We start from the raw sequence: 24836 nt of genomic DNA on the forward strand, positions 1-24836 counted from the left end.
ACCCTATCCAGAGGAGCGGGGGTCCTCCGACGCCGAGGACCCGGAGGGCCGGGGCAGCACCTCGGTCGGCTCGTGGTCCGGGAGGGCGCGCTCGAGGACCTCGGTGGGCTCCGCCCGGTCGCCGTGCTCGTCGTCCCACACGGGGATGGCGGACGCGCCCCGCCGGCGCGCCGCCCGGCCGGACCGGGTCGGCCCGGCGTCCACGGCGGTGTCAGCGCCGATGTCGGCCCCGGCACGGGCACCGGGCCGAGCGCGCCGCCAGAGCCCCAGGGCCAGGCCGGTCACCATGCCGGCGAGCCCCAGGGTGGTCACGCTCATCACCAGCAGCGGGAGCAGCTCGGGGCCCAGCCCGGTCAGCCGGACCGTCCCCAGGTCGCCGCTCGTGGCCCAGGCCAGGGCGACGAACACCAGTCCTCCGGTCACGCCGGCCAGCCCGCCGACGAGGCTGGTCTCGTCGAAGCGCGCCTGCGGCCGGGCGCGCACCACCAGCCAGGCGGCCACGGCACCGGCCAGTACGCCGGCGGCGAGCCACCACAGCGCGGCGGCGGGACCGGGGCCCTCGGCGGGCAGCGCGCCCAGCAGCGGCAGGCCGGGGACCACCCCGAGATCGGTGGAGGACGGGGAGACCAGGGACCCGTTCCCCAGCGTGAAGCCACCGCCCAGGGCGTAGGAGCCGCCCCAGACGACCGCGTTGGGTGCCAGGGCGAGCTGGGCCACGAGCAGCGCGACCCCGCCGGCCAGCCCGGGCGCCAGCCCCTCGTGCAGGGCGGTGACCCGGTCCAGGTGCCGGGCCAGCCCGGTGACCACCACGGAGGCACCGGCGGCCAGCAGGACCAGCTGGGCGGCCAGCACCGCGCGGGGCACGGCCCGGGCCCAGCCCGGCCACCGGTCGGTCCACCGCGTCCCCAGGACGCGGCCGGCGCCGTGCAGGGCCGCGGCGAGCAGCACGGCACCCACGACGACGAGATGGCCGGGAGCCGAGCCGACCCGCCCGAGCAGGCCGGCGGCGACCAGCAGCGGGGCGGCGTAGGCGCCCACCACGGCCAGGGCGACGCCGAGGGCGTGGGGCTCCTGCCCCGGGCGCGCCGAGCGGGCGGCGAAGCCCGCCGCGCGTGAGAGGAGGACGGCCATCAGCGCGGCGACGCCCCAGGGCACGAGGGTGACGAGCAGGCCGCCGAGCTCGACGGCGACGCCGTGCCCCGCCAGCCACAGCTGGGTGCCGACGACGAGGGCGCCGACCAGCGTGCCCGGGTCGGCCGTGACCCAGCCGACGACCGCGAGGCCGGCGACCAGCAGCCAGCCGGTGAGGGCGCACAGCAGGCCGCCCGCGACCGCCGTGACGCCCCAGCCGAGGCGGGGACCACCGGGCCCCGCGGCGTCGTCCTGCGGGACCGGCCGGGAGGGCTCGGTCGCCCGCAGGACGATGGTGGGATCGGTGCGGCGAGGGGACAACAGGGAAGCCATGGCGCGTCCATGCTCACCCAGCGGGCCTGCTCGGCTGGGCCGGACACGCCCGCCGGGGGGTAAAGTCTTGTGGTCCGTGTCCCGGCGCCCGGGGGTGCCGGCCGGACCCCGACCGCACGTCCCGTGACCGCTAGGAGCTCTTCGCATGGTCGACCCCGACCCCGGGTACCGACCCCGGCGCGCCGCCGACGGCTCGACGTCGGGTGCTGACCGGCCCGCCGCGGCCTCCGCCGCCGGCACGCCGGGACCCACGAGCCCGGAGCCGGCGACGGCCGCCGGACCGGCACCCGTGGGATCGGCACCGGCCGCTGGTTCCGACCCGGCCGCTGGCCGCCCCGGCTCCGACGCACCCGCGACGACCCCGGGCCCGGCCGCCGCCGCAGCCCCCGCGACCGACGACGAGGACCGGCCGAAGCCGCTCTACCGCGACGAGCCGGCCGTCTCCGCGCCCGCCGGTTCCACCCCGCTGACCGGGGAGGAGACCCGGATCACCCGGCCCGTCTTCAAGCCGCGCGCGCGTCGCACCCCCGACGACGAGGACTCCACCACCCTGCTGCCCCGGACGCCCGCCGGCCGACGGCCCGAGGGCGAGCGCGAGGAGCGCCTCGACGACGACCACCCCCGCACGCTGCTGGGCCGCCGGGGACGGCTGGCGCTGCTGATCGGGGCCCTCGCGGCGGTGATCGCCGTCGGTCTGGCCGTGATGTACGCGGTGTCGACCGTCGGCGACCGGACGGCCGACCCCGGCCCCGCGACGCCCGTCCCCTCGACGGCGCCGTCCGGCTCGGCCGCCCCGACGGCGGCCGACCCCGGGGCGGTGCTCGCCGACGCGGCGCTGCTGGACCCGGCGTCGGCAGCCCAGATCGCCCCGGGCACCTGGACGGTGGCGCTGACCCAGCGCCCGCCGGCCGACGACGCCCCGGTCGCGGCCTGCTTCAGCGACGAGCCCGCCGAGGGCCAGCCGACGGGGCAGCAGGAGGTCGTCCGGCTGCTCAGCGGCTCGGGCAAGCAGGCCCCCAGCGCCCTGCACCGCGCGGCCGCCTACAACTCCCCCGAGGAGGCGGCGCAGGCCTACGCCGTGGCGGCGAAGACGCTCGGCGGCTGCGTGAGCCCCGGGACCTACATCGCCGACGGCTCGACCGTCACCGGTCTCGGCGACCAGTCGACGGGCATCGTCGCCAACGTCATCACCGCGGGCAAGACCCAGTGGCACAGCATCGTGCTGAGCCGTTCGGGCCGGGTCGTCAACCTCGTCGACGCCGCCCGCGCGGGCAAGCCGCTCGGCGTCCGGGACGTCGCCGCCGCCCTGGGTGCCGTGACCGGGAAGCAGTGCCAGGCCGCGGGCCAGCCCTGCACCACCAAGCCGGTCGTCAAGTTCGGCCCGCCCCCGCTCGGCGGGGACGTGCCCGGCTTCCTGGCCACGGGCGACCTGCCGCCGGCCGGTGAGGACGACGAGTCCTGGGTCGCCACCCCGGCGGAGCCGCCCAGCGAGGAGTTCCTCGGCTCCCAGTGCGAGACCGTCACCTGGGCACGGCTGGACGCCGAGACCGCCAGCAGCCGGGTCTACCTGGTCCCGAGCAGCACGACCTTCGGGCTCAACGAGATCGTCCTGACCATGAAGAGCGACAAGGCCGCCGGCGACCTGGTGGCCAAGATCAAGTCCGACCTGGAGAGCTGCGAGAAGCGCAAGCTCACCGCCAGCGTCTCCGACCCGGCGGAGGTGACCGGCGTGGGCGCCTCCGCAGCCGAGGTCACGGGCTGGACCGCGGCGGTCTCGCAGAAGTCGACGCAGGGCACCCAGCGCTACCGGGTGGGCATCGTCTCCTCCGGCAGCAAGGTGGCCTACACCTTCCTCAACCCGCTCGACGACGGCTACGACCTCACCGACGACGAGTGGGACATGGTGGCCGTCCGGGCCGGTCAGCGGATGACCCAGGTCCCCTGAGCGGCGCACCCGCGCCCCGAGCCCGCCGCGCCCTGAGCCACCGCGCCCTGAGCCTGTCGAAGGGCCGTCGACCTCAGGCAGCGGAGCGCCCCGCGCCGGCCGGGCTCGAGGGGCCCTGGGTCCGCACCCGGTCCAGGGCGACGACGGCGAGCATCAGCGCGCCGAGGGTCTCGTTGTCGGTGACCTCGCCGCGGCCGATCATCGCCACCAGCTCGGCCCACGGCACCCGGCGGACGTCGGTGATGCCCTCGGCCTCGGTCTCGCGGCCGCCGACCTCGGTGAGGTCGGTGGCCAGGTACACCTGGCCGGGGGCGGCGGCCACCCCGTTGAGCGAGTCGACCGCCCCGATCGGCCGCCAGCTCGCCGCGGCCAGCCCGGTCTCCTCCCGGAGCTCCCGCCGCGCCGCCTCCAGCAGGTCCTCCCCGTCGGAGCCGCCGGCCGGCACCTCGGGCGTCGCCCGGCCCGTGGTGTAGCGGTCGACGGTGACCAGCACCACCTCACCCGCCGCGGTGACCGGGACGACGAACACCGCGGGCGAGCGGACCTCGACGACGCCGTACAGGCCGGGCCGCCCGTCGGGGCGCACGACCTGGTCCTCGCGGACCCGGATCCACGGGTTCTCGTAGGCGGTCCGGGTCGCGGTCGTGGTCCACATGGGCCCCGATCCTGCCTGCCGCCCTGCGCTCGCGACGACGGGGCCCCGGACGACGACGTGCCCCGGACCAGGCGGTCCGGGGCACGTCGGTGGTCGTGCGGCTGGGCCGGCTCAGCCCGCGAGCCCCTGCATGATCTCGCGCATCAGCTGCGCGGTCTCGCTCGGCGTCTTGCCGACCTTGACCCCGGCCGCCTCGAGGGCCTCCTGCTTGGCGGCCGCGGTGCCCGAGGAGCCGGAGACGATGGCGCCGGCGTGGCCCATCGTCTTGCCCTCGGGAGCGGTGAAACCGGCGACGTAGCCGACGACGGGCTTGGTCACGTGGGCCTTGATGTAGTCGGCCGCCCGCTCCTCGGCGTCGCCGCCGATCTCGCCGATCATCACGATCGCGTCGGTGTCGGGGTCGTCCTCGAACGCCTGCAGGGCGTCGATGTGGGTGGTCCCGATGACCGGGTCCCCCCCGATCCCCACCGCGGAGGAGAAGCCGATGTCCCGCAGCTCGTACATCATCTGGTAGGTCAGCGTGCCGGACTTCGACACCAGGCCGATCCGGCCGGCCTGCGTGATGTCGGCCGGGATGATGCCCGCGTTCGCCTGCCCGGGCGAGATGAGCCCCGGGCAGTTCGGGCCGATCAGCCGGGTCTTCGACCCCTGCGACAGGGTGAAGAACTCGGCGCTGTCCTTGACCGGGACGCCCTCGGTGATGACGACGGCCAGCGGGATCTCGGCCTCGATGGCCTCGACGACGGCGGCCTTGGTGAACTTGGCCGGCACGAAGATGACGGTGACGTCCGCGCCGGTCTCGGCCATCGCCTCGCCGACGGAGTTGAACACGGGGACGGCCGTGCCGTCGAAGTCGACGCTCTGACCGCCCTTGCCGGGGGTCACGCCTCCGACGACGGAGGTGCCGGAGGCCAGCATCCGGGAGGTGTGCTTGCGCCCCTCGGAGCCGGTCATGCCCTGCACGATGACCTTGGATGCGTTGTTCAGGAAGATTGCCATGTCAGTCGGTCCTCAGTTCCCAGCCAGCTCGGCGGCGCGCTTGGCGGCGCCGTCCATCGTGTCCACCTGCTCCAGCCCGGGCAGCGCCGCCTCGGTGAGGATGCGCCTGCCCTCCTCCGCGTTGTTGCCGTCCAGCCGGACGACGAGCGGCTTGGTGACCGCCTCGCCGCGGCCCTCCAGCAGCTGGAAGGCCTGCACGATGCCGTTGGCCACCGCGTCGCAGGCGGTGATCCCGCCGAAGACGTTGACGAAGACACTCTTCACCTGGGCGTCGCCGAGGATGATCTCCAGGCCGTTGGCCATCACCTCGGCGCTCGCGCCGCCCCCGATGTCCAAGAAGTTGGCCGGTTTCGGGTGCCCGGCGACCTCCTCGCCGGCGTAGGCGACGACGTCGAGGGTGCTCATCACCAGGCCGGCGCCGTTGCCGATGATGCCGACGGAGCCGTCGAGCTTGACGTAGTTGAGGCCCTTCTCCTTCGCCGCGTTCTCGAGCGGGTCGGTGGCGGAGTTGTCGACCAGGGCCGCGTGGTCGGGGTGCCGGAAGTCGGCGTTCTCGTCGAGGGACACCTTGCCGTCGAGGGCGACGATCGAGCCGTCGCCGGTCTTCACGAGCGGGTTCACCTCGACCAGCGTCGCGTCGGACCCGGTGTAGACCTGGCCGAGGAGCTGGAAGACCCGGGCGAGCTCCGCGGCGTCGGCGGCGTCGAAGCCGGCCGCGGCCACGATCTCGTCGGCCTTGGCCTGGTCGATCCCGACGATCGGGTCGACCTCGACGCGGGCGAGGGCCTCCGGGCGCTCGACGGCCAGCTGCTCGATCTCCATGCCGCCCTCCTTCGAGCACATGGCGAGGTAGCGGCGGTTCGCCCGGTCGAGCAGCAGGGAGAAGTAGTACTCCTCGGCGATGTCGGCGCCCTCGGCCACCATGACCGTCTTGACCGTGTGGCCCTTGATGTCCAGGCCGAGGATCTCCTCGGCGCGCGCCGCAGCCTCCTCGGGGCTCCGGGCGATCTTGACGCCACCGGCCTTGCCCCGGCCGCCGGTCTTCACCTGCGCCTTGACCACGACGACGGGGGTGCCCAGCTCGGCCGCAGCACGGCCGGCCTCCTCCGGCGTCGTCGCGGTGATGCCGCGCAGCACGGGGACCCCGTGCGCCTCGAACATGTCCCGGGCTTGGTACTCGTACAGATCCACAGTGCCTCCTGGTCGCGACCTGCCGTTGCCCGCAGGTCGACCGCCTCGGACACCCGGGCCCGGCCCGGCCCTGGTGTCGGTCCACCGCCGGCGGACCGAGGACGAGCCTAGTGGTTGGGCGCCCCGCGGCGCCTGACGGGGTTCAGAGGCCGCGGTCGAGGCCGACGTGGCCCCGGACCCAGGCCACGATGTCCGCCATCGTCGCCCCGGGGGTGAACACCTCGCCGACCCCGAGCTCCAGCAGGGCCGCCCGATCGGCCGGCGGGATGATGCCGCCGCCGAAGACCACGACGTCGCCGGCGTCCTCGGCGGCCAGCAGCTCCAGCACCCGCGCGAAGAGGGTGAGGTGCGCCCCCGACAGCACCGACAGCCCGACCGCGTCGGCGTCCTCGGCCAGGGCGGTCCGCACGATCTGCTCCGGCGTCTGGTGCAGGCCGGTGTAGATGACCTCCATACCGGCGTCCCGGAGCGCCCGCGCCACGACCTTCGCGCCGCGGTCGTGGCCGTCCAGGCCGGGCTTGGCCACGACGACGCGCAGCCGCCGGCCGGTCGCGGTGTGCTCGGAGGGCTCCACGCGCCCGAGGCTACTGCGCGTCGCCGGCGTGCGGTGCCGGACGGTCGCGGGCGGGGCGCCGGGGCCGGACGGCCTCCTCGGCGGGGGCCAGGCGCGCGTCCTCTCCCCGACCCCCCCGAAAGTGGGGACCTAAGACCCTGCGGATCCGGTGGTCCCGCGCCGGGTTGCTCCGTATCCTGGGGCAGGGCCCTCGCGCCCCGGTCGGGACCGAGACCCCGACGCGCCGCCCCCGCGTCGCAGCCCGCAGATCCCAGGAGTAGTGCCGTGCTCGTCCCCACGCCTCGACGTCCGGCCCGCCGGGCCGACGTCGTCGACGTCGAGCGCCGCTCCTGGCTGTCCACCGCCACCGCCGCGCTCGCCGTCTCGGCGCTCGGGCTGGTGCTCGCGGGGTCCATCACCGCGACCGGCAACGCCGAACCGCGACCGGCCCCGCCCGGCGTCGCGTCCCCGCAGCAGCAGGCCGTCCGGGTCGCGACGCCGTCCCCCACCCCTGACCCCTCGGTCCTCGAGGCCTTCAGCTTCGGTGGTGACGGCGGCGAGCCGCTCCGCCAGGCGATCGTCGCCGAGCACGCCGCGCAGCGGGCCGAGGAGCTCGCCAAGGACGCCGAAGCCATCAGCCGGGCGGCGAACCAGGCGAGGACGAAGGCCCGGCAGGAGGGGCTGACGGCCGCCGAGAAGGCCACCCAGGCCAAGGGCGCCGAGCTGGCCCGGCAGGCGCTGGAGCGGGCAGCGGCCGCCCGGGCCGCCGCCGTGACCGCCCGTGCCGCGGCCGAGGCCGCCGCGAAGGCCCTGGCCGCCGCACCGACCACCGCCCCCACCACCGCGCCGACCGGGCCGACCGCACCCGCGGCCCCGACGGTGCCGGACGCGCCCGTCGTCGTCACCGGCGGCGGCGGGGCCGTCTCCCCCGTCCCGGGCGCCGTCGTCGGCGCCAGCTTCGGCCAGTACGGGCTCTGGTCGCGCTACCACACCGGCCTGGACTTCCGGGCCGGCTACGGCGTCCCCATCAAGGCCGTGAAGTCGGGTACGGTGCTCTACGCCGGCAACAGCGGCGACTGGGCCGGCAACCACGTCGCCGTCCTGCACGGGGACGGGATGACCACGATGTCGTCGCACATGTCGTCGATGGCGGTCTCGGCCGGGCAGACCGTGCAGGCCGGCCAGGTCCTCGGGTACGTGGGCCAGACGGGTCGGGCGTTCGGCCCCCACCTGCACTTCGAGCTCTACCCCGCCGGCGTCCGGTACGGCGACGTCTACCGCGCCGTCGACCCGGTGCCGTGGCTGCGCGCCGCCGGCGTCGCCACCCGCTGAGCCGTCCGCGCCGGAGAGATCGGTCACACCGCCGTCGGCGCTGAGCGGGCCCGGGGCCGCCCCGTTTTTGCTCGCTGTTACGCATCCGTTATGGTTTTGACCGTCTGCTGCTGGGGCTCTGCCCCAGCAGGGCCTCGAGGGAGCGGAACCACGCACTGTTCATGAGGCCTGACCGGCCCGTGTCGTCGTCCGTAGGAGATCCTGAGTGCCCAAGTCAACAACGCCGGACGCCCCCGCGCGCCGAGCGCTGATTGAGGACATCAAGGACGACCGTCGCGGTTGGTTGCAGCACGGCGCCGCGGCGCTCGCCGTGTCCCTGCTGGGTCTCGGTGTCGCCGGGTCCGTCGTCCTCACCAGCAACGCCGAGCCGGCCCAGGTGGCCGTGCCCAGCACCCGGGTCGCCGCGACCACCGATCCCGCCGTGAAGCTGCCGGCGGCCTTCGACCGGGACGCCACCGCCACCAGCCGCGACACCGCCGGGCGCCCCGCGCTGGACCAGGCGAAGCTGCAGAGCCTGGCCGACCAGCGGGCCGAGGAGCTCGCCAAGACCGACGAGCAGATCGAGCAGGCCGCCAGCACCAAGGCCGCCGACGCGCGGGAGAAGACGCTGGAGTCGGCGTCGGAGTCGACGCAGGAGCAGGCCGCGTTGATCAAGAAGAGCGCGGACGCGAAGCGGGCCGCCGAGCTGGCCCAGGCCGCCGCGCCGGAGACCACCACCACCCAGAAGGCCGCCGAGCCCGAGGCCGCCGCCCCCGCGGAGGCCGCGCCGGTCAACGCCTCGGGCAAGAGCTGCATGCCGGTCCGCGGCGGCTACAGCATCGCCGCCCGCTTCGGCCAGGTCGGCTCCTGGTCGCGCTACCACACCGGCTTCGACTTCTCCGCCCCCGTCGGCACCCCGCTGCAGGCCCCGGCCTCCGGCGTCGTCACCAACGCGGGCTCCGGGCCGGCCAGCGGCTGGGCCGGCAACTACGTGGCCATCCGCTACCCCGACGGCACCTCGTCGCTGCAGGCCCACATGTCGACCGTGTCGGTCAGCGTCGGCCAGAGCGTCGCCGCCTGCCAGACCGTCGGCGCCGTCGGCATGACCGGCCGCACCTTCGGCCCGCACGTCCACTTCGAGATCTACCCCGCCGGCATCACCCCGGGCGACGTCTACAAGGCCGTCAACCCGGTGAGCTGGCTGAACGCCCACGGCATCAACCCGTAGCCAGCTGCCGCGGCGGCCCTGCCGCACGGGTCTCCCAGCCCCGCTGGGTCCAGGCCCGTCACCCGTGGCCGGGGCCGGGGCCGGGGCCGGTCGCCCCGCGGCCGGGGCCTGTCCCCCACTTCACACCCCGACGACCGTCGCTGCGGCCGTTGCCCGAGGTGTGAAGACCACCGACGGGGTGTGAAGTGACCGGCCAGGGGAGGGCGCAGCCCGACGCGCCCGCCGGCGGCGGTCAGGCGGCGGTCCGAGGCGGCGGCTAGAGCTTCTCGAGCGGGGCGTGCTTGAGCGAGAGCCGCTTGAGGCCGGCGGAGCCGAAGTCGACGTCGGCCTTGGTGTCGTCGCCCGTGCCGGACGTCGCCACCACCGAGCCGAGCCCGAAGGTGGAGTGCAGGACGCGGTCGCCCGCCGTCAGCACGGGGATCACCCGGACCTTCGGCTTCGGGGCGCCGTAGCCCACCGTGCCGCGCCAGGAGTCGTTCGACCGGGTCGTCGCCGACGTGTTCCGCCACGACGTGACGGCCCGCTCGGTGCGCCGCCAGTCGACCAGCCGGTCCGGCAGCTCGGTGAGGAACCGGCTGGCCGGGTTGTGCTGCGGGGTGCCCCAGGCCGCCCGGACGATGGCCCGGGAGACGTGCAGCCGCTGCCGCGCCCGGGTGATCCCGACGTAGGCCAGCCGGCGCTCCTCCGCGAGCTCGTCGGGGTCGTTGAGCGCCCGCATGTGCGGGAAGACGCCGTCCTCGCAGCCGGTGAGGAAGACGTTGTCGAACTCCAGCCCCTTGGCCGTGTGCAGCGTCATCAGGGTGACCACACCGGCGCTCTCGCGGTCCGGCGACGGGATCTGGTCGGAGTCGGCCACCAGGGCCACGCGCTCGAGGAAGGCGCCGAGGGAGTCGTCCACCTCCGCGGCACCCGCTGCGAGGTCCTGCTCGGGGTCGAGCGGGTCGAAGTCGGCCGGCACCTCCGCCAGCCGGACGCCGGTCGACGCGGCCGGCGCCGTCAGGGCGGCCAGCTCGACCGCCGGGTCGAAGGCGTCGACGTCCAGGTCGTCGTCCGCCGCGGCCAGCACCGCGACGCCGCTGACGAACTCCCGCGCGACGGTGACCAGCTCGACGAGGTTCTCCAGCCGGGTCTGGTCCTGCGGGTCGGACGAGCTCTGCAGCTCGGCCAGGTAGCCGGATCCCTCCAAGACGCTGGTCAGGATGGCGTCGGCCGGGGCGCCCTCGGCGACCATCGCCTCGTGGGCGTCCATCAGGTCGACGAAGGAGCGCAGCTGGTTGGCGGAGCGGGTCCCCAGGCCCGGGATGTCGTCGACGCGGCGCAGCGCCTCGCCGAAGCTGATCCGCTCCCGGTTGGCCAGGTCGGCGACGGCGGCCTCGGCCCGGTCGCCGATGCCGCGCTTGGGCACGTTGAGGATCCGCCGGACCGAGACGTCGTCGCTGCGGTTGCTGATCGCCCGCAGGTACGCGATGGCGTCGCGGACCTCGCGGCGCTCGTAGAACCGCACGCCGCCGACCACCTTGTAGGGCAGGCCGACGCGGATGAACACCTCCTCGAAGGCCCGCGACTGCGCGTTGGTCCGGTAGAAGACGGCGGTGTCGCCGTAGCGGCCCTCCCCCGCGTCGCTCAGCCGGTCGATCTCGCTGGCCACGAACTGGGCCTCGTCGTGCTCGGTGTCGGCGACGTAGCCGACGATCATCGGGCCGTCGCCGGCGTCGGACCAGAGGTTCTTCGGCTTGCGGCCGGTGTTCTGGCCGATGACGGCGTTGGCGGCGGTGAGGATCGTCTGGGTGGAGCGGTAGTTCTGCTCCAGCATGATCGTCCGCGCGCCGGGGAAGTCGAGCTCGAAGTCGTTGATGTTGCGGATGGTGGCACCGCGGAAGGCGTAGATCGACTGGTCGGAGTCGCCGACGACCATCAGCTCCGGCGGCTCGGCGGCGACGGTCTCCGGGCCGGGCTCGACGTCGGCCGAGCACAGCTCGCGGACCAGCACGTACTGGGCGTGGTTGGTGTCCTGGTACTCGTCCACCAGCACGTGCCGGAACCGACGGCGGTACTGCTCGCGCAGGTCGGGGAAGGCCTGCAGCAGGTGCACGGTGGTCATGATCAGGTCGTCGAAGTCGAGCGCGTTCGCCGCGATCAGCCGGCGCTGGTACTCCGCGTACGCCTCGGCGTAGGAGGCCTCGACGCTGCCCTCGGCCGCCCGGCCCCGGGCCGACTCGTGGTCGACCAGCTCGTTCTTGCAGTTCGAGACCCAGCTCATGATCGCCCGGACCGGGAACCGCTTGGGGTCCAGCTCGAGGTCGTTCGCCACCAGCTGCATCAGCCGCTTGGAGTCGGCGTCGTCGTAGATCGAGAAGCTGCGCGAGACGTGGAACCGGCCGATCTCGGAGCGCAGGATGCGCACGCAGGCCGAGTGGAACGTCGAGACCCACATGAGCTTCGCCCGGTTGCCGACCAGGTCCATCACCCGGCCCCGCATCTCGGCGGCGGCCTTGTTGGTGAACGTGATGGCCAGGATGGACCCGGGGTGCACCTTCCGGTCACCGACCAGGTGGGCGATCCGCCGGGTCAGCACGCGGGTCTTGCCCGAGCCGGCCCCGGCGACGACGAGCACCGGCCCGCCGGCGTGCAGGACGGCCTCGCGCTGGGGCGGGTTGAGGCCCTCCAGCAGCTGGTCGGCACTGGGCGTGGACGACTTCCGGGCGCGCGGGCGGGCCACGGTCACCTCCGGGAACAGGTCGTCGGGCAGTCCGGCGGACGGGGTGGGGACGAAGGGCTGGGGCGCACTGGTCATGTCCGTCTCCACCCTAGACGCCGGCGCCGACAACGACCTCCTGCCGCGCGCTGCCGAGCGCACCTGCCGCAGGACCGGAGCGCTCCGGCGGGCTACCGTAGACGCATGTGGTGGAGGCGGATCCGACCGGGCCGGGTGCTGCGGCAGACCGTGCTCGCGGTGGCGGCCGTGCAGGGCGCCACCCTGGCGGCCCTCGCCGTCGTCGACCACCGCCGCAAGCGCACCCGCAAGCCCGCCGTCTTCCCGCGCGTCCCCCCGCGGTCGGTCACCGCCGGCGGCTCCGAGGTCACGGTCTACACCTACGGTGAGGACCTCTACCGCGACATGCTGGACGCGATCCGGCAGGCCCGCAGCCGGGTCTTCTTCGAGACCTTCATCTGGAAGGGCGACGCGGTCGGGCAGGCCTTCAAGGACGCCCTCGTCGACGCCGCCGACCGCGGGGTCGAGGTGTACGTCGTCTTCGACGAGTTCGCCAACCTCGTCGTGCCGCGCAGCTTCTTCCGGTTCCCCGCCAACATCCACGTCGGCCGGCACCCGGTGGCGCGCTCGTGGCCCACCGTCCGCAACTCCGGCCGCGACCACCGCAAGCTCATGGTCGTCGACGACGCCGTGGCCTTCCTGGGCGGCTACAACATCGGCAGCCTCTACGCCACGGACTGGCGCGACACCCACGCCCGGCTGACCGGCGACATCGTCTGGGACGCCGAGAACGCCTTCATCGACTTCTGGAACCTCTCCGCCGGCCGGCGGCGCCCGGAGCTGCCCGACGTGGGCGGGCGGACCTGGCAGTCCGACATCCGGATCCACCGCAACATCCCGCGCAACGTCGTCTACCCCATCCGCGGCGTCTACCTGGACGCGTTCGACCGGGCCGCGCACCACATCTACCTGACCCACGCCTACCTGATCCCCGACGGCGACATGCTCGACGCCCTGCTCCGGGCCGCCCGTCGCGGGGTCGACGTCCGGATCATCGTGCCCGCCGAGTCGAACCACATCCTGGCCGACTGGCTGTCCCGCGGGTTCTACAGCCAGCTGCTCCGGGGAGGGGTCCGGCTGCTGCTCTACCAGGGCGCGATGGTGCACGCGAAGACGGCGACCATCGACGGGCAGTGGTCGACGATCGGCACGGCGAACCTCGACCGGCTGAGCCTGACGGGCAACTACGAGATCAACATGGAGGTCTTCAACGCCGACGTGGCGAAGCAGATGGAGGAGATCTTCGCCCTCGACTCCTCCAACACCGTCGAGCTGACCCTGGCGGCCTGGCGCCGCCGGCACGCGATGGTCAAGTTCTCCGAGACCGTCCTGACGCCCTTCCGCCCGCTGCTCTGACCCGGCCGACGCCGAGCGAGCGGGTCAGACGTGGAGCGGCTCGCGGACCTGCTCGTCGGCCTCCGGGGCCGCGTCCCGCCGGTGCCGCCGGACGGTCACCCAGAGCCCGGCGACGGTGAGGGCGACCACCGCCCCGTAGACCACGCCGCGGGTGCCGCCGGTCGCCTCGGCGCTGGTGAGCAGGGTGCGGCTGTTGGTGAGCAGGATGAGACCGCCGACGGCGACGCCCAGCAGGTGCGCCGGCGCGACCCGGACGAGGTGGGCGGCCAGCGGGGCGGCGACCAGGCCGCCGGCCAGCAGCACGAGGGCGAAGCCCCAGTTGATGCCCGCGGTGCCGAGCCCGACCAGGAAGCCCAGGCTGGCGGCCACGCTGACCGCGAACTCGGAGGTGTCGACGGAGCCGATCACCTTCCGGGGCGCCATCCGGCCGTCGACCAGCAGGGCCGGGGTGGCCACGGGCCCCCAACCGCCGCCGCCGGTCGCGTCGACGAAGCCGGCGAACAGGCCGAGCGGCGCCAGGAACTTCAGGGTCAGGGCCTTCTTCAGCGTGGGCCGGACTCCCAGCACGAAGCGGACGATGATGTAGAGCCCCAGCGCGGCCAGGATCGCCGCCATCGCCGGGGCCGCAGCCTCGGTGGACAGGCTGGAGAGGACGGTGGCCCCGAGGAACGCGCCGACGGCCCCGGGGCCGGCGATCCGGGCGACCACCCGCCAGTCGACGTTCCGCAGCCTCCAGTGGGAGACCCCCGAGGCGAGGTTGGTGCCCAGCTCGCTGAAGTGCACCGAGGCGGAGGCCGCGGCCGGGGTCAGCCCCGCCAGCACCAGCAGGGTGGACGACGTGACGCCGTACCCCATGCCCAGGCTGCCGTCGACGAGTTGCGCGCCGAACCCGACGAGGGCGAGGACGAGGAGCTTGCGCATGCGGGTCCACCTGGGTCTGTCACCCTAGCCAGTTACTAGGGATTGATAGGAACCTAGCAAGGCCACCGCGCGGCGCCGGCACCGCCGTCCACGGGCTGGACGGGCGGTCCGAGACGTGGACGGATCGTGGCTCGCGCCACCGCCGGGGACCGGGGGTTCAGATCCAGGCCGCGGGGTTCGCGACGAGGTCGACGACGCGCTCGGGCAGCTTGCCGGCCGCGACGTGAGCCAGGCTGACGCCCTCGAGGATGGCCCGCTCCGACGCCCGGAGGGCGATCCACACCTCCTGCAGGGGTGCCGCCGCGCCGACGTACTCGAGGTGCTCGGGCCGGCTGCCGCGGACGTTCGCCAGCTCGCCGTCCAGGGCGCGGATGACGTCGGCGATGCTGATCTCCGCGGCCGGCCGGGCCAACCGGTAGCCGCCGTCCGGGCCGCGCTGGCTGCGCAGCAGACCGCCCCGGCGCAGCTCGCCGAGGATGCTCTCCAGGTACTTCGGGGGGATCCGCTGGGCGGCGGAGAGCTGGTCCACCGTGCGCGGCGCGTCGGCCGCGGCGAGCTCGGAGGTGGCGCGGAGCGCGTAGTCCACGCGGGCCGACAACCTCACGCGGGCAGGTCCGTCGTGGTCACTGGGCTCTCCTCCGGGTGGGTCCGCCGAGCCCGGGCGGGGCCGACCGACGTGCGCAGCCTAGCGCCACAGCACCGACAGGGCCGCGTTGAGCAGGGTCAGCAGCCCCATCAGCGACCACAGCCCCCGGGGCACGGAGAGAAAGCGGCGGTTGCGCGCCAGCAGCAGGACGAGGACCAGCGTGACGCCGGTCTTGACCCCCACCGGGCCCCACCCCACGTCGTCCCCGGCGACGAGCGCCAGCACGACGAGCACGACCCCACTGCCCAGCTCGGTCCAGCCGCCCGCCAGCATCGTCGCGTTGACCTCGGGCTCGGGCGCCCGCGTCTGGACGAGGATCCCGCCGAGCAGGGCGGCGAAGCCCACCAGGTGCACCAGCACGAGGATCTGCTGGGCCAGTTGCATGGGGCAACCCTACGGGTGCTCTACTGAGGGGTCCTGCAGACAGGCCCGGCACCGTGCCTCGGCCTGTGATCTGCACGTCCCACCGAGAGGCACTCCATGATCGGCTTCATCATCAGTCTCGTCGTCGTCGGCCTCATCGCCGGCGCCGTCGCCCGCCTGGTCGTCCCCGGGCGGCAGAACATCTCGATCCCGATGACCATCCTGCTGGGGATCATCGGGTCCTTCGTCGGCGGCTTCCTGGGGTCGCTGATCTTCAACAACGGCGGCAACTTCCTGCGGCCGTCGGGCATCATCGGCTCGATCATCGGCGCGATCATCGTGCTGCTGCTCTACCTGCGCTTCAGCCGCGGGTCGCGCAGCCGCGTCTGACGCCCCTGCTCCACCAGAACGGCCCGGTCGACCTCGTGGTCGGCCGGGCCGTGCTGTCCCCCGCCTCAGACCAGGCGGCGGTCGGTGGCCCAGCGGGTCAGCTGGTGGCGGTTGGAGAGCTGGAGCTTCCGCAGCACGCTGCTGACGTGGGTCTCCACGGTCTTGATGGAGATGAACAGCTCGCGCGCCACCTCCTTGTACGCGTAGCCGCGGGCGATCAGCCGCAGCACCTCCCGCTCCCGCTGGGAGAGCCGGTCCAGGTCCTCGTCCACGGTGGCCAGGTCGATGGCCCCGGAGAAGGCGTCCAGGACGAACCCCGCCAACCGCGGCGAGAAGACCGCGTCCCCCTCGGCCACCCGGCGGATGGCGTCGACCAGCTCGGCGCCGTTGATCGACTTGGTGACGTAGCCGCGGGCCCCGCCCCGGATGACCCCGATGACGTCCTCGGCCGCGTCGGAGACCGACAGCGCCAGGAACTTCTGCTCCGGCGCGACGGCGTGCACCCGCCGCAGCACCTCGACGCCGCCGCCGCCGGGCAGGTGGACGTCCAGCAGGACCACGTCCGGCTTGGTCCGGGTGATCACCTCCACGGCGGAGTCGACGTCGGCCGCCTCCCCGACGACGCGGACCGCCTGGCCGATCTCGGCCTTGACGCCGGTGCGGAACATCGCGTGGTCGTCGACCACCACCACCCGCGAGGGGCCGGCGGGGACGGCGTCGGGCACGGCGGGCGTCCCACTCGGAGCCGGGGCCGGCGGACGGGCGCCGGAGGGCGGGGTGGGCTGCGGGTGGGTCATCGTCGGATCTCCAGTCGTACCTCGGTGCCGTCTCCCGGGCGGGAGCGGACGGTGGCGGTGCCGCCGTGGCGGGCCATGCGATCGATGATGCTGCCCCGGACGCCCATCCGGTCCTCCGGTACGTCGTCGAGGGCGAAGCCGTCGCCGCGGTCGCGGACGAACACCTCGATCAGGTCGTCGTCGACCTCGGCGTAGACGTCGATCTTGTCGGCGCCGGAGTGCTTGGCGGCGTTGACCATCGCCTCGCGGGCGGCGCGGACCAGCGCCTGGACGGCGTCGGAGGGCTCGGCGTCGCCCACGACGACCAGCTCGACGGGCACCGCCCGCTCGTCCTCGACCTCGGCCGCCGCCGTCGTCAGCGCCGCCTTGAGGGTGGTCTCGGTCAGCTCCTCGCCGTACAGCCAGGTGCGCAGCTCGCGCTCCTGCCGGCGGGCCAGCTGCTGGACGGCCCGGGGGTCCTCGGACTGGCGCTGGATCAGGGCCAGCGTCTGCAGCACCGAGTCGTGCAGGTGCGCGGCCATGTCGGCGCGGGCGTCGGCCCGGACCTTCTCGGCCCGGACGGTGTTGAGCGCGGTGCGCGAGCGGTGGATCCACGGGGCGACGACGACGGCCAGGCCGGCCAGCGCCATCACCGTCATGGCCATCACCTCGGGCAGCTGGTCCAGCTGCCCCTGCTGGGCGACGACGAGGCCGAACGCCGCCCCGACCAGGCCCAGCCCGACGATCACCCGGACCAGGGCGGGCCAGCCGCCGCGCGCGACGAAGGGGGCCAGCCAGGCGCGACCCCCCGCCTCGGCCTGCCAGCGCTTCTGCTGGGCGGAGTCGGCCTGCCGCCAGACCAGCGCGGCCCCCACGCAGGCGAACGCGACGGGCCAGAAGAGCCGTTGGCTGACCCCGAGCCCGCTGACCTGGACCAGCCACAGCAGGCCGGTGCCCAGCGCGGCCAGGGCGACGAGGGTCCCCCACTCCACCCGGCGACGGGGGGTGGAGGTGCGCAGCCCGGTGCGGGTGGCGGCCTCGAGGCCCGGTGCGGTGACGGGCGGCTGCGCGGGCAGCAGCAGCCACAGCGCGCCGTAGGCGATGACGCCGAGGAACTGGAAGAGCGTGAGGGCGACGAAGGCGATCCGCACCGCGAGGACGGGCCAGCCGAGGTGCTGGGCCAGGCCCGTGGAGACGCCGCCGATCATCGCCCCGTCCGCCACCCGGGTGGCGCGGGGACGACCCGGCGGGACGGGCTCCAGCGCTGCCGCGGGCGGCACGGGGCCGGGGCGGGGCGGCGCGGCCGGGGCCGACGGAGTGGGGGGTGCGGGCAGCTCCGGGGGCAGGGCGCGCAGGCGGCTTCCCTCGGCGGTCGACATGGTGCTCCCAGGGTTCCACGCGCAGGGCGGTCTGACCACCAGGGACTTCCCCGGCCGCACCCCCAGGGAGGCGTGGCCAGGTCGGCGCCAGGGCGGACGAGGGGGCCACTGGGGGTCGTCCCTGATGTCCTCGGCCACCCCGGATGGGCAGGATGGCGCCATGAGCTCGATCTGGACCGTGCGCCGCAGCGCCACCGACACCAAGCTGGCCGGCGTGTGCGGCGGCGTCGCCGAGCACTGGGACATCGACCCCGTGCTCGTCCGGGTCGCCTGGGCGCTGCTGGCGCTGAGCGGCGGCATCGGCGTCGTCCTCTACGTCGCCGCCTGGCTGCTCGTCCCCGTGCAGGGGCGCCCCACCGCCACCCTCGACGACCTGCTGGGCGACCGGGCGCGCCGCTGGCCCAAGGAGGTCTGGGTCGCGCTGGTCGCGCTCGCCTGCCTGGCCGTGTTCGCCGTCTTCGGCTCCGCCAGCCCCTTCGGCGTCGGACCCGCCGTCGTCATCGCCTGCATCTGGTACTTCGGCTTCTACAAGCAGCGCGAGGGCGCCACGCCCCCGGCGCCGCCGGCCCCCGTCGACCGCGGCCGGCCCGCTCCCGACCACGGCGGCATCCCCACCTTCGTCACCCATCCCGGCCCGGCCACCCCCTTCACGGTGGCGGCCGAGGGCTGGCGCCGGCGGATCGAGGAGCACGTCCGGGAGACCCGGGCCGCCGCCGCGACGGCGACCGCCACCTGGCCGACCCCTCCGGCCGCGACCAGCACCGTGCAGGACCCGGCCCCGGACCCCGAGGTCGTCGAGCGGACCGCCTTCCTCGCGACGCCCGACCCCGTCGGCCTCTACAGCGAGCCGGTCGCGGCCACCGCCCTGGCGGCGCCGGTGCCCCGCCGCCTCAGCCTCGCCGCCCGACGCCTCCGGCTGCTGACCCTGCTGGTCCTGGGCCTCGTCCTCGGCGGCCTCAACCTCGCCGACCGCTCCGGGGTGGCGGTCACCCCGGCGGCCTACGCGGGCGCCGCCCTGCTGGTGGTCGGGCTCGCGCTCGTCGCGGCGACCTGGTTCGGCCGGGCCCGGGGGCTGCTCGCCGTCGGGCTGCTGCTGGTCCCCGTCGTCGTGCTGACCTCGGTGGCCGCGCAGATCCTGCCGGCCGAGCCGTTCGGCCACACGCAGCGGGAGTACAGCCGGGTCGCCGACCTGCCCCGGACCCCCGAGATCTTCGACTCCGGCCAGGCCGAGGTGGACCTCAGCAGCCTGGTGCTCACCGAGGACGCCAGCTACACCGCGCAGCTCGGCACCGGCCAGCTGGAGGTCCGGGTGCCCGACGACGTGAACGTCGAGGTCCGCTACGGCGTCGACCTCGGGGCCGTCGAGGGCCTCGGCCAGGAGATCGACTCCGGCTTCGACCTCCGCGGCACGGAGGACCTCCCCGCCCCCGTCGAGGGGCGGCCCACCCTCACCCTCGACCTCACCGTCGACGCCGGCCAGGTCGCGGTGATCCGGTGAGCACCCCGCGCACCCCCCGTCCCCGGCTCGACGTCGTCTCGCTCGTCCTCGGCCTGCTGATGGTCGTCGTCGCCGCCGCGGCTCTCTGGCTCACGTTCGTCGGCCCGCTCGACTGGGGCCTGCTCCGCACCGCGGCACCCCTGGTCCTGGTCGCCGTCGGCGCCCTGGGCCTGGTGCTCACCCGACGCTAGATGACCAGCTCACCGTCCTCACCCCGTCCGTCCAACCTCAGGAAGGTCACCATGAACCACCCCACCCCAGGCCCGAAGCGGCTCACCCGCAGCCGTGACGACCGGGTCGTCGCCGGCGTCTGCGGCGGGCTCGCCCGCTACCTCAACATGGACGCGTCGCTGGTCCGCATCCTCACCGTCGTCCTCACGCTGGTGACCAGCGGTGCGGCCCTCGTCGTCTACGCCATCGCCGTCCTGGTCGTGCCGGAGGACGAGCGGGTCGGCCCGGGGGCGTACGCCGGCCCGCCGCCCGTCTGGCAGCCGCCGCAGCCCCCGGCGCCGGCGCCCGGACCGGCCCCGCAGGACCCCGTCTGGGGTCGTGAGGGTGCTCCCTGGGAGCAGGCGCAGGCCAGCTCGGCCGAGCCGACCGGGTGGCCGCCGGCTCCCGGCGGGACCTCCGCCGAGGGCGGCGACAGCCCGACCGAGGCCGGCCGGCCGGACGCCCGCTAGGGCCCGTCCCGGACCGCGGGCGGCCGGCTCAGCGCAGCACGTCGAGGCTGCAGCCGCGCCGCCCGTGGTCGACCAGCTCGCAGCGGTGGCCGTTCGCGGCCACCGCTGCGGTCACGTCCGCAGCCGTCCGCAGCCGACCCGGGTGCTCCAGCAGGACCCGGGCGACCTGCCCGCGGGTGTGCTTGGCCAGGTGCGAGACCACGGTCCGCCGGCCGGCGACCTCGGTGAACACCCGGACGGCGAGCAGCTGCCGGGCCGCCTCGCCCGCCGGCGTCCAGGCGGCGGCGTAGGTGCTCGAGCGGCAGTCGACGACGACGCCGTCGCCGGCCAGTGCGGCCATCGGCCCGGGCAGCACCGCGCGCCACAGCCGCGCGAGCGGGCCCAGCCCGGGCAGCGTCACCGCCATCGACAGCCGGTAGGGCGTGATCCGGTCCGCCGGCCCGACCGGCCCCCACAGGGCGCTCTGCACCCGCAGACCCCGACCCGCCCGGCGCTTGGCGGCCGCGGACAGCGTCGCGAAGTCCAGCGCGTCGTAGAGGACGCCGGTGTAGGTCTCCAGCGCCCCGGACGCCGGCGTCGAGCCGAGCCGGGTGTTCTGCTCCACCTCGGCCCGGAGGCTCTCCCCCACCCCGAGCACGTCGAGCGCACCCCGCGCAGCGCTCGCGGCGACCAGGGCGTCGCGGACCGCGGCCCGGGTGGGCGTCAGCTCCGGCAGCCCCAGGGTCGCCAGGTCGACGGGTCGGCCGCGGCGTCGCGGCGCGGCCTTGCCCTCCGACGGCGGCAGCAGGATCAGCACGAGGCCGGTCGGGAGACCACGTGCGTGCGCCTCACTCCCACTCGATGGTGCCCGGCGGCTTGCTGGTGATGTCCAGCACGACCCGGTTGACCTCGCGGACCTCGTTGGTGATCCGGGTGCTGATCTTCTCCAGCACCTCGTACGGCAGCCGGCTCCAGTCCGCCGTCATGGCGTCCTCGCTGCTCACCGGCCGCAGCACGACGGGGTGGCCGTAGGTGCGGCCGTCCCCCTGCACGCCGACCGAGCGCACGTCGGCCAGCAGCACGACGGGGAACTGCCAGACGTCGCGGTCGAGGCCGGCGGCGGTCAGCTCGGCGCGGGCGATGGCGTCGGCCTGCTGGAGGATGGTCAGCCGCTCGCGGGTGACCTCGCCGATGATCCGGATGCCCAGCCCCGGGCCGGGGAAGGGGTGCCGCCAGACGATCTCGGCGGGCAGCCCCAGCTGGGCGCCGACGGCGCGGACCTCGTCCTTGAACAGGGTGCGGAGCGGCTCCACCAGCGCGAACTGGAGGTCGTCGGGCAGCCCGCCCACGTTGTGGTGGCTCTTGATGTTCGCCGCGCCCTCGCCGCCGCCGGACTCGACCACGTCCGGGTAGAGCGTCCCCTGGACGAGGAACTCGACGTCGGCGGCGCTGCGGGTGATGTCGCGGGCCGCCGCCTCGAAGGTGCGGATGAACTCGCGTCCGATGATCTTGCGCTTGGTCTCGGGATCGGTCACCCCCGCCAGGGCCCCGACGAACTGGTCGGCGGCGTCCACCACCACGAGGTCGACGCCGGTGGCGGCCACGAAGTCCCGCTTCACCTGCTCGGCCTCGCCGGAGCGGAGCAGGCCGTGGTCGACGAAGACGCAGGTCAGCTGGTCGCCGACCGCCTTCTGCACCAGGGCGGCGGCGACGGCGGAGTCGACCCCGCCGGACAGGCCGCAGATGACCTGCTTGTCGCCGACCTGCTCGCGCACGGCGGCGACGGCGTCGTCGACGATGTTGGCCGCGGTCCAGTCGGGCGTGCAGCCGGCGATGTCGAAGAGGAACTGCTCGAGCACCTTCTGACCGGCCTGGGTGTGCAGGACCTCGGGGTGCCACTGCACGCCCGCGAAGCCGCGGCCCGCGTCCTCGAAGGCCGCGATGGGGGCACCCTCGCTGCTGGCCAGCGCGGTGAAGCCGGCCGGGGCCGCGGCGACGGAGTCGCCGTGGCTCATCCAGACCCGCAGCGGCGACGGCAGGTCGGCGAGCAGGGTGCCCGGGGTGTCGATGGTGGCGGAGGTGCGGCCGAACTCGCTGACGCCGGTCCGGGCCACGTCACCGCCCAGCGCGCGGGCCATGGCCTGGAAGCCGTAGCAGATCCCGAAGGTGGCGACGCCGGTCTCGAACAGCGCGGGGTCCACCTGCGGGGCGCCGGGGGCGTAGACCGACTGGGGGCCGCCGGACAGGATGACCGCCTTCGGCTTGCGGGCCGCGATCTCGGCCGCCGTGGCCGTGTGCGGCACGACCTCGGAGTAGACGTTGGCCTCCCGGACCCGGCGGGCGATCAGCTGGGCGTACTGGGCACCGAAGTCGACGACGAGGACGAGGTCGTGGTCGACCGCCTCGCTGCCGACGCGGACCGGGGCCACCTCGGCGCCGACGGTCTGGGGCTGGCTCATCGGGACTGCACCTTCCGGGCGACGCTCCCCGGCGGCGCGGGGGCCCGGTCAGCCCGGGCACGGGCAGTCTAGTGGTGCGGCGCCGGACCGCCGGGCCCCGGGACGGGGCCCGGACGGGGCCGCGGTCGGGCGTCCGGGAGCGGGGGCTAGCGTCGGGACCATGCGAGCAGTCACCTGGCAGGACCGGCGCAAGGTCAGCGTGGACACCGTCCCCGACCCCGTCATCGAACAGCCCACCGACGCCATCATCAAGGTCACGAGCACGAACATCTGCGGCTCCGACCTGCACCTCTACGAGGTGCTCGGCGCCTTCATGGACCCCGGCGACATCCTCGGCCACGAGCCGATGGGAATCGTGGAGGAGGTCGGCACCGGCATCACCAACCTGAAGGCCGGCGACCGCGTCGTCATCCCCTTCCAGATCGCCTGCGGGCACTGCTACATGTGCGACCAGACCCTCTACACCCAGTGCGAGACGACCCAGGTGCGCGAGCAGGGCTCCGGGGCCGCGCTGTTCGGCTACTCCAAGCTCTACGGCCAGGTGCCCGGCGGCCAGGCGGAGTACCTGCGGGTGCCGCACGCCGACTTCACCCACGTCAAGGTGCCCGAGGGCCCGCCCGACGACCGCTTCGTCTACCTCTCCGACGTGCTGCCCACCGCCTGGCAGGCCGTCGCCTACGCCGACGTGCCGCTCGGTGGTTCGCTCGTCGTGCTCGGCCTGGGTCCCATCGGCGACATGGCCTGCCGGATCGCCCTGCAGCAGGACCCGACCCGCACCGTCATCGGGGTCGACCGGGTGCCCGAGCGGCTGGCCCGGGCCAGGGCACGCGGCGTCCACGTCCTCGACTTCGACGAGGTCGGCGACGACCTCACCGCCGTCGTCCAGGAGCTGACCGGCGGCCGCGGGCCCGACTCCGTCGTCGACGCGGTCGGGATGGAGGCGCACGGCTCGCCCGGCGCCTCGATGGTGCAGCGGATGGCCGCGCACCTGCCGGACGCCGTCACCGCGCCGCTGCTCAAGACCGCCGGCGTCGACCGGCTGGCCGCGGTCCACTCGGCGATCGACCTCGTCCGCCGGGGCGGCACCGTCTCCCTCAGCGGCGTCTACGGCGGGATGGCCGACCCGATGCCGATGATGACGATGTTCGACAAGCAGATCCAGCTCCGGATGGGCCAGGCCAACGTCAAGAAGTGGGTGCCCGAGATCCTGCCGCTGCTGGGCGACGACGACCCGCTCGGCGTGGACAGCTTCGCCACCCACCGGGTCCCGCTCGAGGAGGCGCCGCACGCCTATGAGATCTTCCAGAAGAAGCAGGACGGTGCGGTCAAGGTCATCCTCAAGCCCTGAGCCGTCCGACCCGTCGACGTCCCAGGAGCTGCCATGTTGAACAAGCTGACCGACGCCGTGACCACGCGGATCGAGCGGGCCCAGCTGCTGGACGGGCCCGGCGAGAAGCTGGCGGCGCTCGTCATGCCCCTCTACACCAAGCCCGCGGTCCGGCACGCGGCCAGCGGGACGGCGCTGGGGCACCCGCTGCACCCGCTGTTGGTCACCGTGCCGATCGGGGCCTGGACCTGCGCCTTCGTCTTCGACGCCCTGGGGGACGAGAAGGCCGCGAACGTCCTCGTCGCGACCGGCATCGTGACCGCGGTCCCGACGGCCTTCACCGGCCTGAGCGACTGGTCCTACACCTCCGGGGCCGAGCGGCGGGTGGGGCTGGTGCACGCCGCGGCCAACACCGTCGGCCTCACCGCCTACGTCGCGAGCTGGCTGGCCCGGCGGCAGGGCCGCCACGGGCTGGGCCTGCTGCTGTCGACGGTCGGGATGAGCGCCGTCGGCCTCGGTGGCTGGATGGGCGGCCACCTGGCCTACGCGCTGGGCGTGGGGGTGGACACGACCGCGTTCTCGCACGCGGAGGACCAGTGGACCGACGTGGCGGGGGCCTCGGAGGTGCGGGCGGGCGAGCTGGCCCAGGGCGACCTCGACGGCGTCCCGCTGGTGATGACCCGGCTGGCCGACCGCGTCGTCGCCTACGCCGACCGCTGCACCCACCGGGGCGGGCCGCTGCACGAGGGGACGCTCGAGGACGGCTGCGTGGTCTGCCCGTGGCACCAGGGGACGTTCGACCTGGAGGACGGCTCGGTGGTGCTGGGGCCGCCGACACGCCCGGCTCCCGCCTTCGAGGTGCGCGAGGTGGACGGCCGGCTGCAGGCGCGGCGGGTCGACCCGCGGTCGCTGCGCACGGAGCCCGTCGGCCGCTGAGGGCCCG

The 24836-nt window shown here is 74.6% G+C and carries 23 protein-coding genes; 10 read left to right on the forward strand and 13 right to left on the reverse strand.

Annotation, left to right across the window (positions count from 1 at the left end):
- Positions 1–3: 3 nt before the first annotated feature.
- A complete protein-coding gene (locus tag BLT72_RS17030; RefSeq protein ID WP_091414330.1) occupies positions 4–1464 on the reverse strand; it encodes a cell division protein PerM in 1461 nt (486 codons plus the stop codon).
- 145 nt (positions 1465–1609) lie between these two features.
- Here BLT72_RS17030 and BLT72_RS17035 point away from each other — a divergent pair, with 145 nt between their 5' ends.
- Positions 1610–3409 carry a hypothetical protein gene (locus BLT72_RS17035; RefSeq protein ID WP_091414332.1) on the forward strand — a complete coding sequence of 600 codons (1800 nt, stop codon included), beginning with the start codon at positions 1610–1612 and terminating at the stop codon, positions 3407–3409.
- Positions 3410–3482: 73 nt separating this feature from the next.
- Here BLT72_RS17035 and BLT72_RS17040 read toward each other — a convergent pair whose 3' ends face one another.
- From BLT72_RS17040 to BLT72_RS17055, 4 genes are all read right to left on the reverse strand, one after another.
- Positions 3483–4064 carry an NUDIX domain-containing protein gene (locus BLT72_RS17040; RefSeq protein ID WP_091414333.1) on the reverse strand — a complete coding sequence of 194 codons (582 nt, stop codon included), beginning with the start codon at positions 4062–4064 and terminating at the stop codon, positions 3483–3485.
- A gap of 111 nt (positions 4065–4175) precedes the next feature.
- Positions 4176–5063 (reverse strand): succinate--CoA ligase subunit alpha, encoded by an 888-nt coding sequence (gene sucD, locus BLT72_RS17045; protein ID WP_091414335.1) that lies wholly within the window; start codon positions 5061–5063, stop codon positions 4176–4178.
- Positions 5064–5075: 12 nt separating this feature from the next.
- The gene (gene sucC, locus BLT72_RS17050; protein WP_091414337.1) at positions 5076–6254 is read right to left on the reverse strand and encodes an ADP-forming succinate--CoA ligase subunit beta; all 1179 of its coding nucleotides are present in this window, start codon (positions 6252–6254) and stop codon (positions 5076–5078) included.
- A gap of 142 nt (positions 6255–6396) precedes the next feature.
- Positions 6397–6828: a cobalamin B12-binding domain-containing protein gene (locus BLT72_RS17055; RefSeq protein WP_091414338.1), complete on the reverse strand. Its 432-nt coding sequence runs from the start codon at positions 6826–6828 to the stop codon at positions 6397–6399.
- A 264-nt stretch (positions 6829–7092) separates the two neighbouring features.
- On the opposite strand from BLT72_RS17055, the gene BLT72_RS17060 reads away from it, so the two are divergent.
- Positions 7093–8139, forward strand: coding sequence for a M23 family metallopeptidase (locus tag BLT72_RS17060; protein ID WP_091414340.1), 1047 nt, complete (start codon positions 7093–7095; stop codon positions 8137–8139).
- A gap of 205 nt (positions 8140–8344) precedes the next feature.
- Positions 8345–9346 carry a M23 family metallopeptidase gene (locus tag BLT72_RS17065; protein WP_157720548.1) on the forward strand — a complete coding sequence of 334 codons (1002 nt, stop codon included), beginning with the start codon at positions 8345–8347 and terminating at the stop codon, positions 9344–9346.
- Positions 9347–9602: 256 nt separating this feature from the next.
- On the opposite strand, the gene BLT72_RS17070 is transcribed toward BLT72_RS17065, so the two are convergent.
- The gene (locus BLT72_RS17070; RefSeq protein WP_091417713.1) at positions 9603–12140 is read right to left on the reverse strand and encodes a UvrD-helicase domain-containing protein; all 2538 of its coding nucleotides are present in this window, start codon (positions 12138–12140) and stop codon (positions 9603–9605) included.
- Between the two features lie 105 nt (positions 12141–12245).
- On the opposite strand from BLT72_RS17070, the gene BLT72_RS17075 reads away from it, so the two are divergent.
- Entirely contained in the window at positions 12246–13475 is a 1230-nt protein-coding gene (locus tag BLT72_RS17075; protein ID WP_091414344.1) for a phospholipase D-like domain-containing protein, read from the forward strand.
- Positions 13476–13499: 24 nt separating this feature from the next.
- Here the strand turns inward: BLT72_RS17075 and BLT72_RS17080 are convergent, their stop codons facing one another.
- The 3 genes from BLT72_RS17080 to BLT72_RS17090 all read right to left on the reverse strand — a co-directional run bounded on the left by BLT72_RS17080 (position 13500) and on the right by BLT72_RS17090 (position 15426).
- Positions 13500–14396 carry a sulfite exporter TauE/SafE family protein gene (locus BLT72_RS17080; RefSeq protein ID WP_091414346.1) on the reverse strand — a complete coding sequence of 299 codons (897 nt, stop codon included), beginning with the start codon at positions 14394–14396 and terminating at the stop codon, positions 13500–13502.
- A gap of 157 nt (positions 14397–14553) precedes the next feature.
- Entirely contained in the window at positions 14554–15000 is a 447-nt protein-coding gene (locus BLT72_RS17085) for an RrF2 family transcriptional regulator (protein WP_091414348.1), read from the reverse strand.
- An 81-nt stretch (positions 15001–15081) separates the two neighbouring features.
- The gene (locus BLT72_RS17090) at positions 15082–15426 is read right to left on the reverse strand and encodes a hypothetical protein (protein WP_091414350.1); all 345 of its coding nucleotides are present in this window, start codon (positions 15424–15426) and stop codon (positions 15082–15084) included.
- Positions 15427–15522: 96 nt separating this feature from the next.
- On the opposite strand from BLT72_RS17090, the gene BLT72_RS17095 reads away from it, so the two are divergent.
- Complete coding sequence (locus tag BLT72_RS17095) at positions 15523–15795, forward strand: GlsB/YeaQ/YmgE family stress response membrane protein (protein ID WP_091414352.1); 273 nt, start codon at positions 15523–15525, stop codon at positions 15793–15795.
- A gap of 65 nt (positions 15796–15860) precedes the next feature.
- Here BLT72_RS17095 and BLT72_RS17100 read toward each other — a convergent pair whose 3' ends face one another.
- Complete coding sequence (locus tag BLT72_RS17100; RefSeq protein ID WP_280949228.1) at positions 15861–16520, reverse strand: response regulator; 660 nt, start codon at positions 16518–16520, stop codon at positions 15861–15863.
- A gap of 68 nt (positions 16521–16588) precedes the next feature.
- On the reverse strand, positions 16589–17950 hold the full coding sequence (locus tag BLT72_RS17105; RefSeq protein ID WP_091414354.1) for a PspC domain-containing protein: 1362 nt from the start codon (positions 17948–17950) through the stop codon (positions 16589–16591).
- Between the two features lie 160 nt (positions 17951–18110).
- On the opposite strand from BLT72_RS17105, the gene BLT72_RS17110 reads away from it, so the two are divergent.
- From BLT72_RS17110 to BLT72_RS23170, 3 genes are read left to right on the forward strand one after another with little or no spacing between them, the layout of a single operon-like run.
- Positions 18111–19448 carry a PspC domain-containing protein gene (locus BLT72_RS17110; protein WP_172826100.1) on the forward strand — a complete coding sequence of 446 codons (1338 nt, stop codon included), beginning with the start codon at positions 18111–18113 and terminating at the stop codon, positions 19446–19448.
- Positions 19445–19639 (forward strand): hypothetical protein, encoded by a 195-nt coding sequence (locus tag BLT72_RS17115; protein ID WP_091414357.1) that lies wholly within the window; start codon positions 19445–19447, stop codon positions 19637–19639. The genes BLT72_RS17110 and BLT72_RS17115 overlap by 4 nt, the downstream gene beginning before the upstream one ends.
- 51 nt (positions 19640–19690) lie before the next feature.
- Complete coding sequence (locus tag BLT72_RS23170; RefSeq protein ID WP_231930113.1) at positions 19691–20128, forward strand: PspC domain-containing protein; 438 nt, start codon at positions 19691–19693, stop codon at positions 20126–20128.
- A 28-nt stretch (positions 20129–20156) separates the two neighbouring features.
- Here BLT72_RS23170 and BLT72_RS17125 read toward each other — a convergent pair whose 3' ends face one another.
- Together BLT72_RS17125 and guaA are read right to left on the reverse strand one after the other, a co-directional pair.
- The gene (locus BLT72_RS17125) at positions 20157–20924 is read right to left on the reverse strand and encodes a YaaA family protein (protein ID WP_091414358.1); all 768 of its coding nucleotides are present in this window, start codon (positions 20922–20924) and stop codon (positions 20157–20159) included.
- 31 nt (positions 20925–20955) lie between these two features.
- The gene (gene guaA, locus BLT72_RS17130; protein WP_091414360.1) at positions 20956–22566 is read right to left on the reverse strand and encodes a glutamine-hydrolyzing GMP synthase; all 1611 of its coding nucleotides are present in this window, start codon (positions 22564–22566) and stop codon (positions 20956–20958) included.
- Positions 22567–22726: 160 nt separating this feature from the next.
- On the opposite strand from guaA, the gene BLT72_RS17135 reads away from it, so the two are divergent.
- Together BLT72_RS17135 and BLT72_RS17140 are read left to right on the forward strand one after the other, a co-directional pair.
- Positions 22727–23914, forward strand: coding sequence for a zinc-dependent alcohol dehydrogenase (locus BLT72_RS17135; protein ID WP_091414362.1), 1188 nt, complete (start codon positions 22727–22729; stop codon positions 23912–23914).
- A gap of 33 nt (positions 23915–23947) precedes the next feature.
- A complete protein-coding gene (locus BLT72_RS17140) occupies positions 23948–24829 on the forward strand; it encodes a Rieske (2Fe-2S) protein (protein ID WP_091414364.1) in 882 nt (293 codons plus the stop codon).
- The last annotated feature ends 7 nt before the right edge of the window (positions 24830–24836 follow it).

Source organism: Friedmanniella luteola, from assembly GCF_900105065.1.
Lineage (GTDB): Bacteria > Actinomycetota > Actinomycetes > Propionibacteriales > Propionibacteriaceae > Microlunatus > Microlunatus luteolus.

What these genes read in the sequence shown, in the direction of transcription:
- BLT72_RS17105 (WP_091414354.1), bottom strand. Translation starts at nt 17,950, where the DNA reads ATGTCGACCGCCGAGGGAAGCCGCCTGCGCGCCCTGCCCCCGGAGCTG.
- sucD (WP_091414335.1), bottom strand. Translation starts at nt 5,063, where the DNA reads ATGGCAATCTTCCTGAACAACGCATCCAAGGTCATCGTGCAGGGCATG.
- BLT72_RS17030 (WP_091414330.1), bottom strand. Translation starts at nt 1,464, where the DNA reads ATGGCTTCCCTGTTGTCCCCTCGCCGCACCGATCCCACCATCGTCCTG.
- BLT72_RS17140 (WP_091414364.1), top strand. Translation starts at nt 23,948, where the DNA reads ATGTTGAACAAGCTGACCGACGCCGTGACCACGCGGATCGAGCGGGCC.
- BLT72_RS23170 (WP_231930113.1), top strand. Translation starts at nt 19,691, where the DNA reads ATGAACCACCCCACCCCAGGCCCGAAGCGGCTCACCCGCAGCCGTGAC.
- BLT72_RS17040 (WP_091414333.1), bottom strand. Translation starts at nt 4,064, where the DNA reads ATGTGGACCACGACCGCGACCCGGACCGCCTACGAGAACCCGTGGATC.
- BLT72_RS17095 (WP_091414352.1), top strand. Translation starts at nt 15,523, where the DNA reads ATGATCGGCTTCATCATCAGTCTCGTCGTCGTCGGCCTCATCGCCGGC.
- BLT72_RS17090 (WP_091414350.1), bottom strand. Translation starts at nt 15,426, where the DNA reads ATGCAACTGGCCCAGCAGATCCTCGTGCTGGTGCACCTGGTGGGCTTC.
- BLT72_RS17110 (WP_172826100.1), top strand. Translation starts at nt 18,111, where the DNA reads ATGAGCTCGATCTGGACCGTGCGCCGCAGCGCCACCGACACCAAGCTG.
- BLT72_RS17035 (WP_091414332.1), top strand. Translation starts at nt 1,610, where the DNA reads ATGGTCGACCCCGACCCCGGGTACCGACCCCGGCGCGCCGCCGACGGC.
- BLT72_RS17070 (WP_091417713.1), bottom strand. Translation starts at nt 12,140, where the DNA reads ATGACCAGTGCGCCCCAGCCCTTCGTCCCCACCCCGTCCGCCGGACTG.
- guaA (WP_091414360.1), bottom strand. Translation starts at nt 22,566, where the DNA reads ATGAGCCAGCCCCAGACCGTCGGCGCCGAGGTGGCCCCGGTCCGCGTC.
- BLT72_RS17080 (WP_091414346.1), bottom strand. Translation starts at nt 14,396, where the DNA reads ATGCGCAAGCTCCTCGTCCTCGCCCTCGTCGGGTTCGGCGCGCAACTC.
- BLT72_RS17135 (WP_091414362.1), top strand. Translation starts at nt 22,727, where the DNA reads ATGCGAGCAGTCACCTGGCAGGACCGGCGCAAGGTCAGCGTGGACACC.
- BLT72_RS17075 (WP_091414344.1), top strand. Translation starts at nt 12,246, where the DNA reads ATGTGGTGGAGGCGGATCCGACCGGGCCGGGTGCTGCGGCAGACCGTG.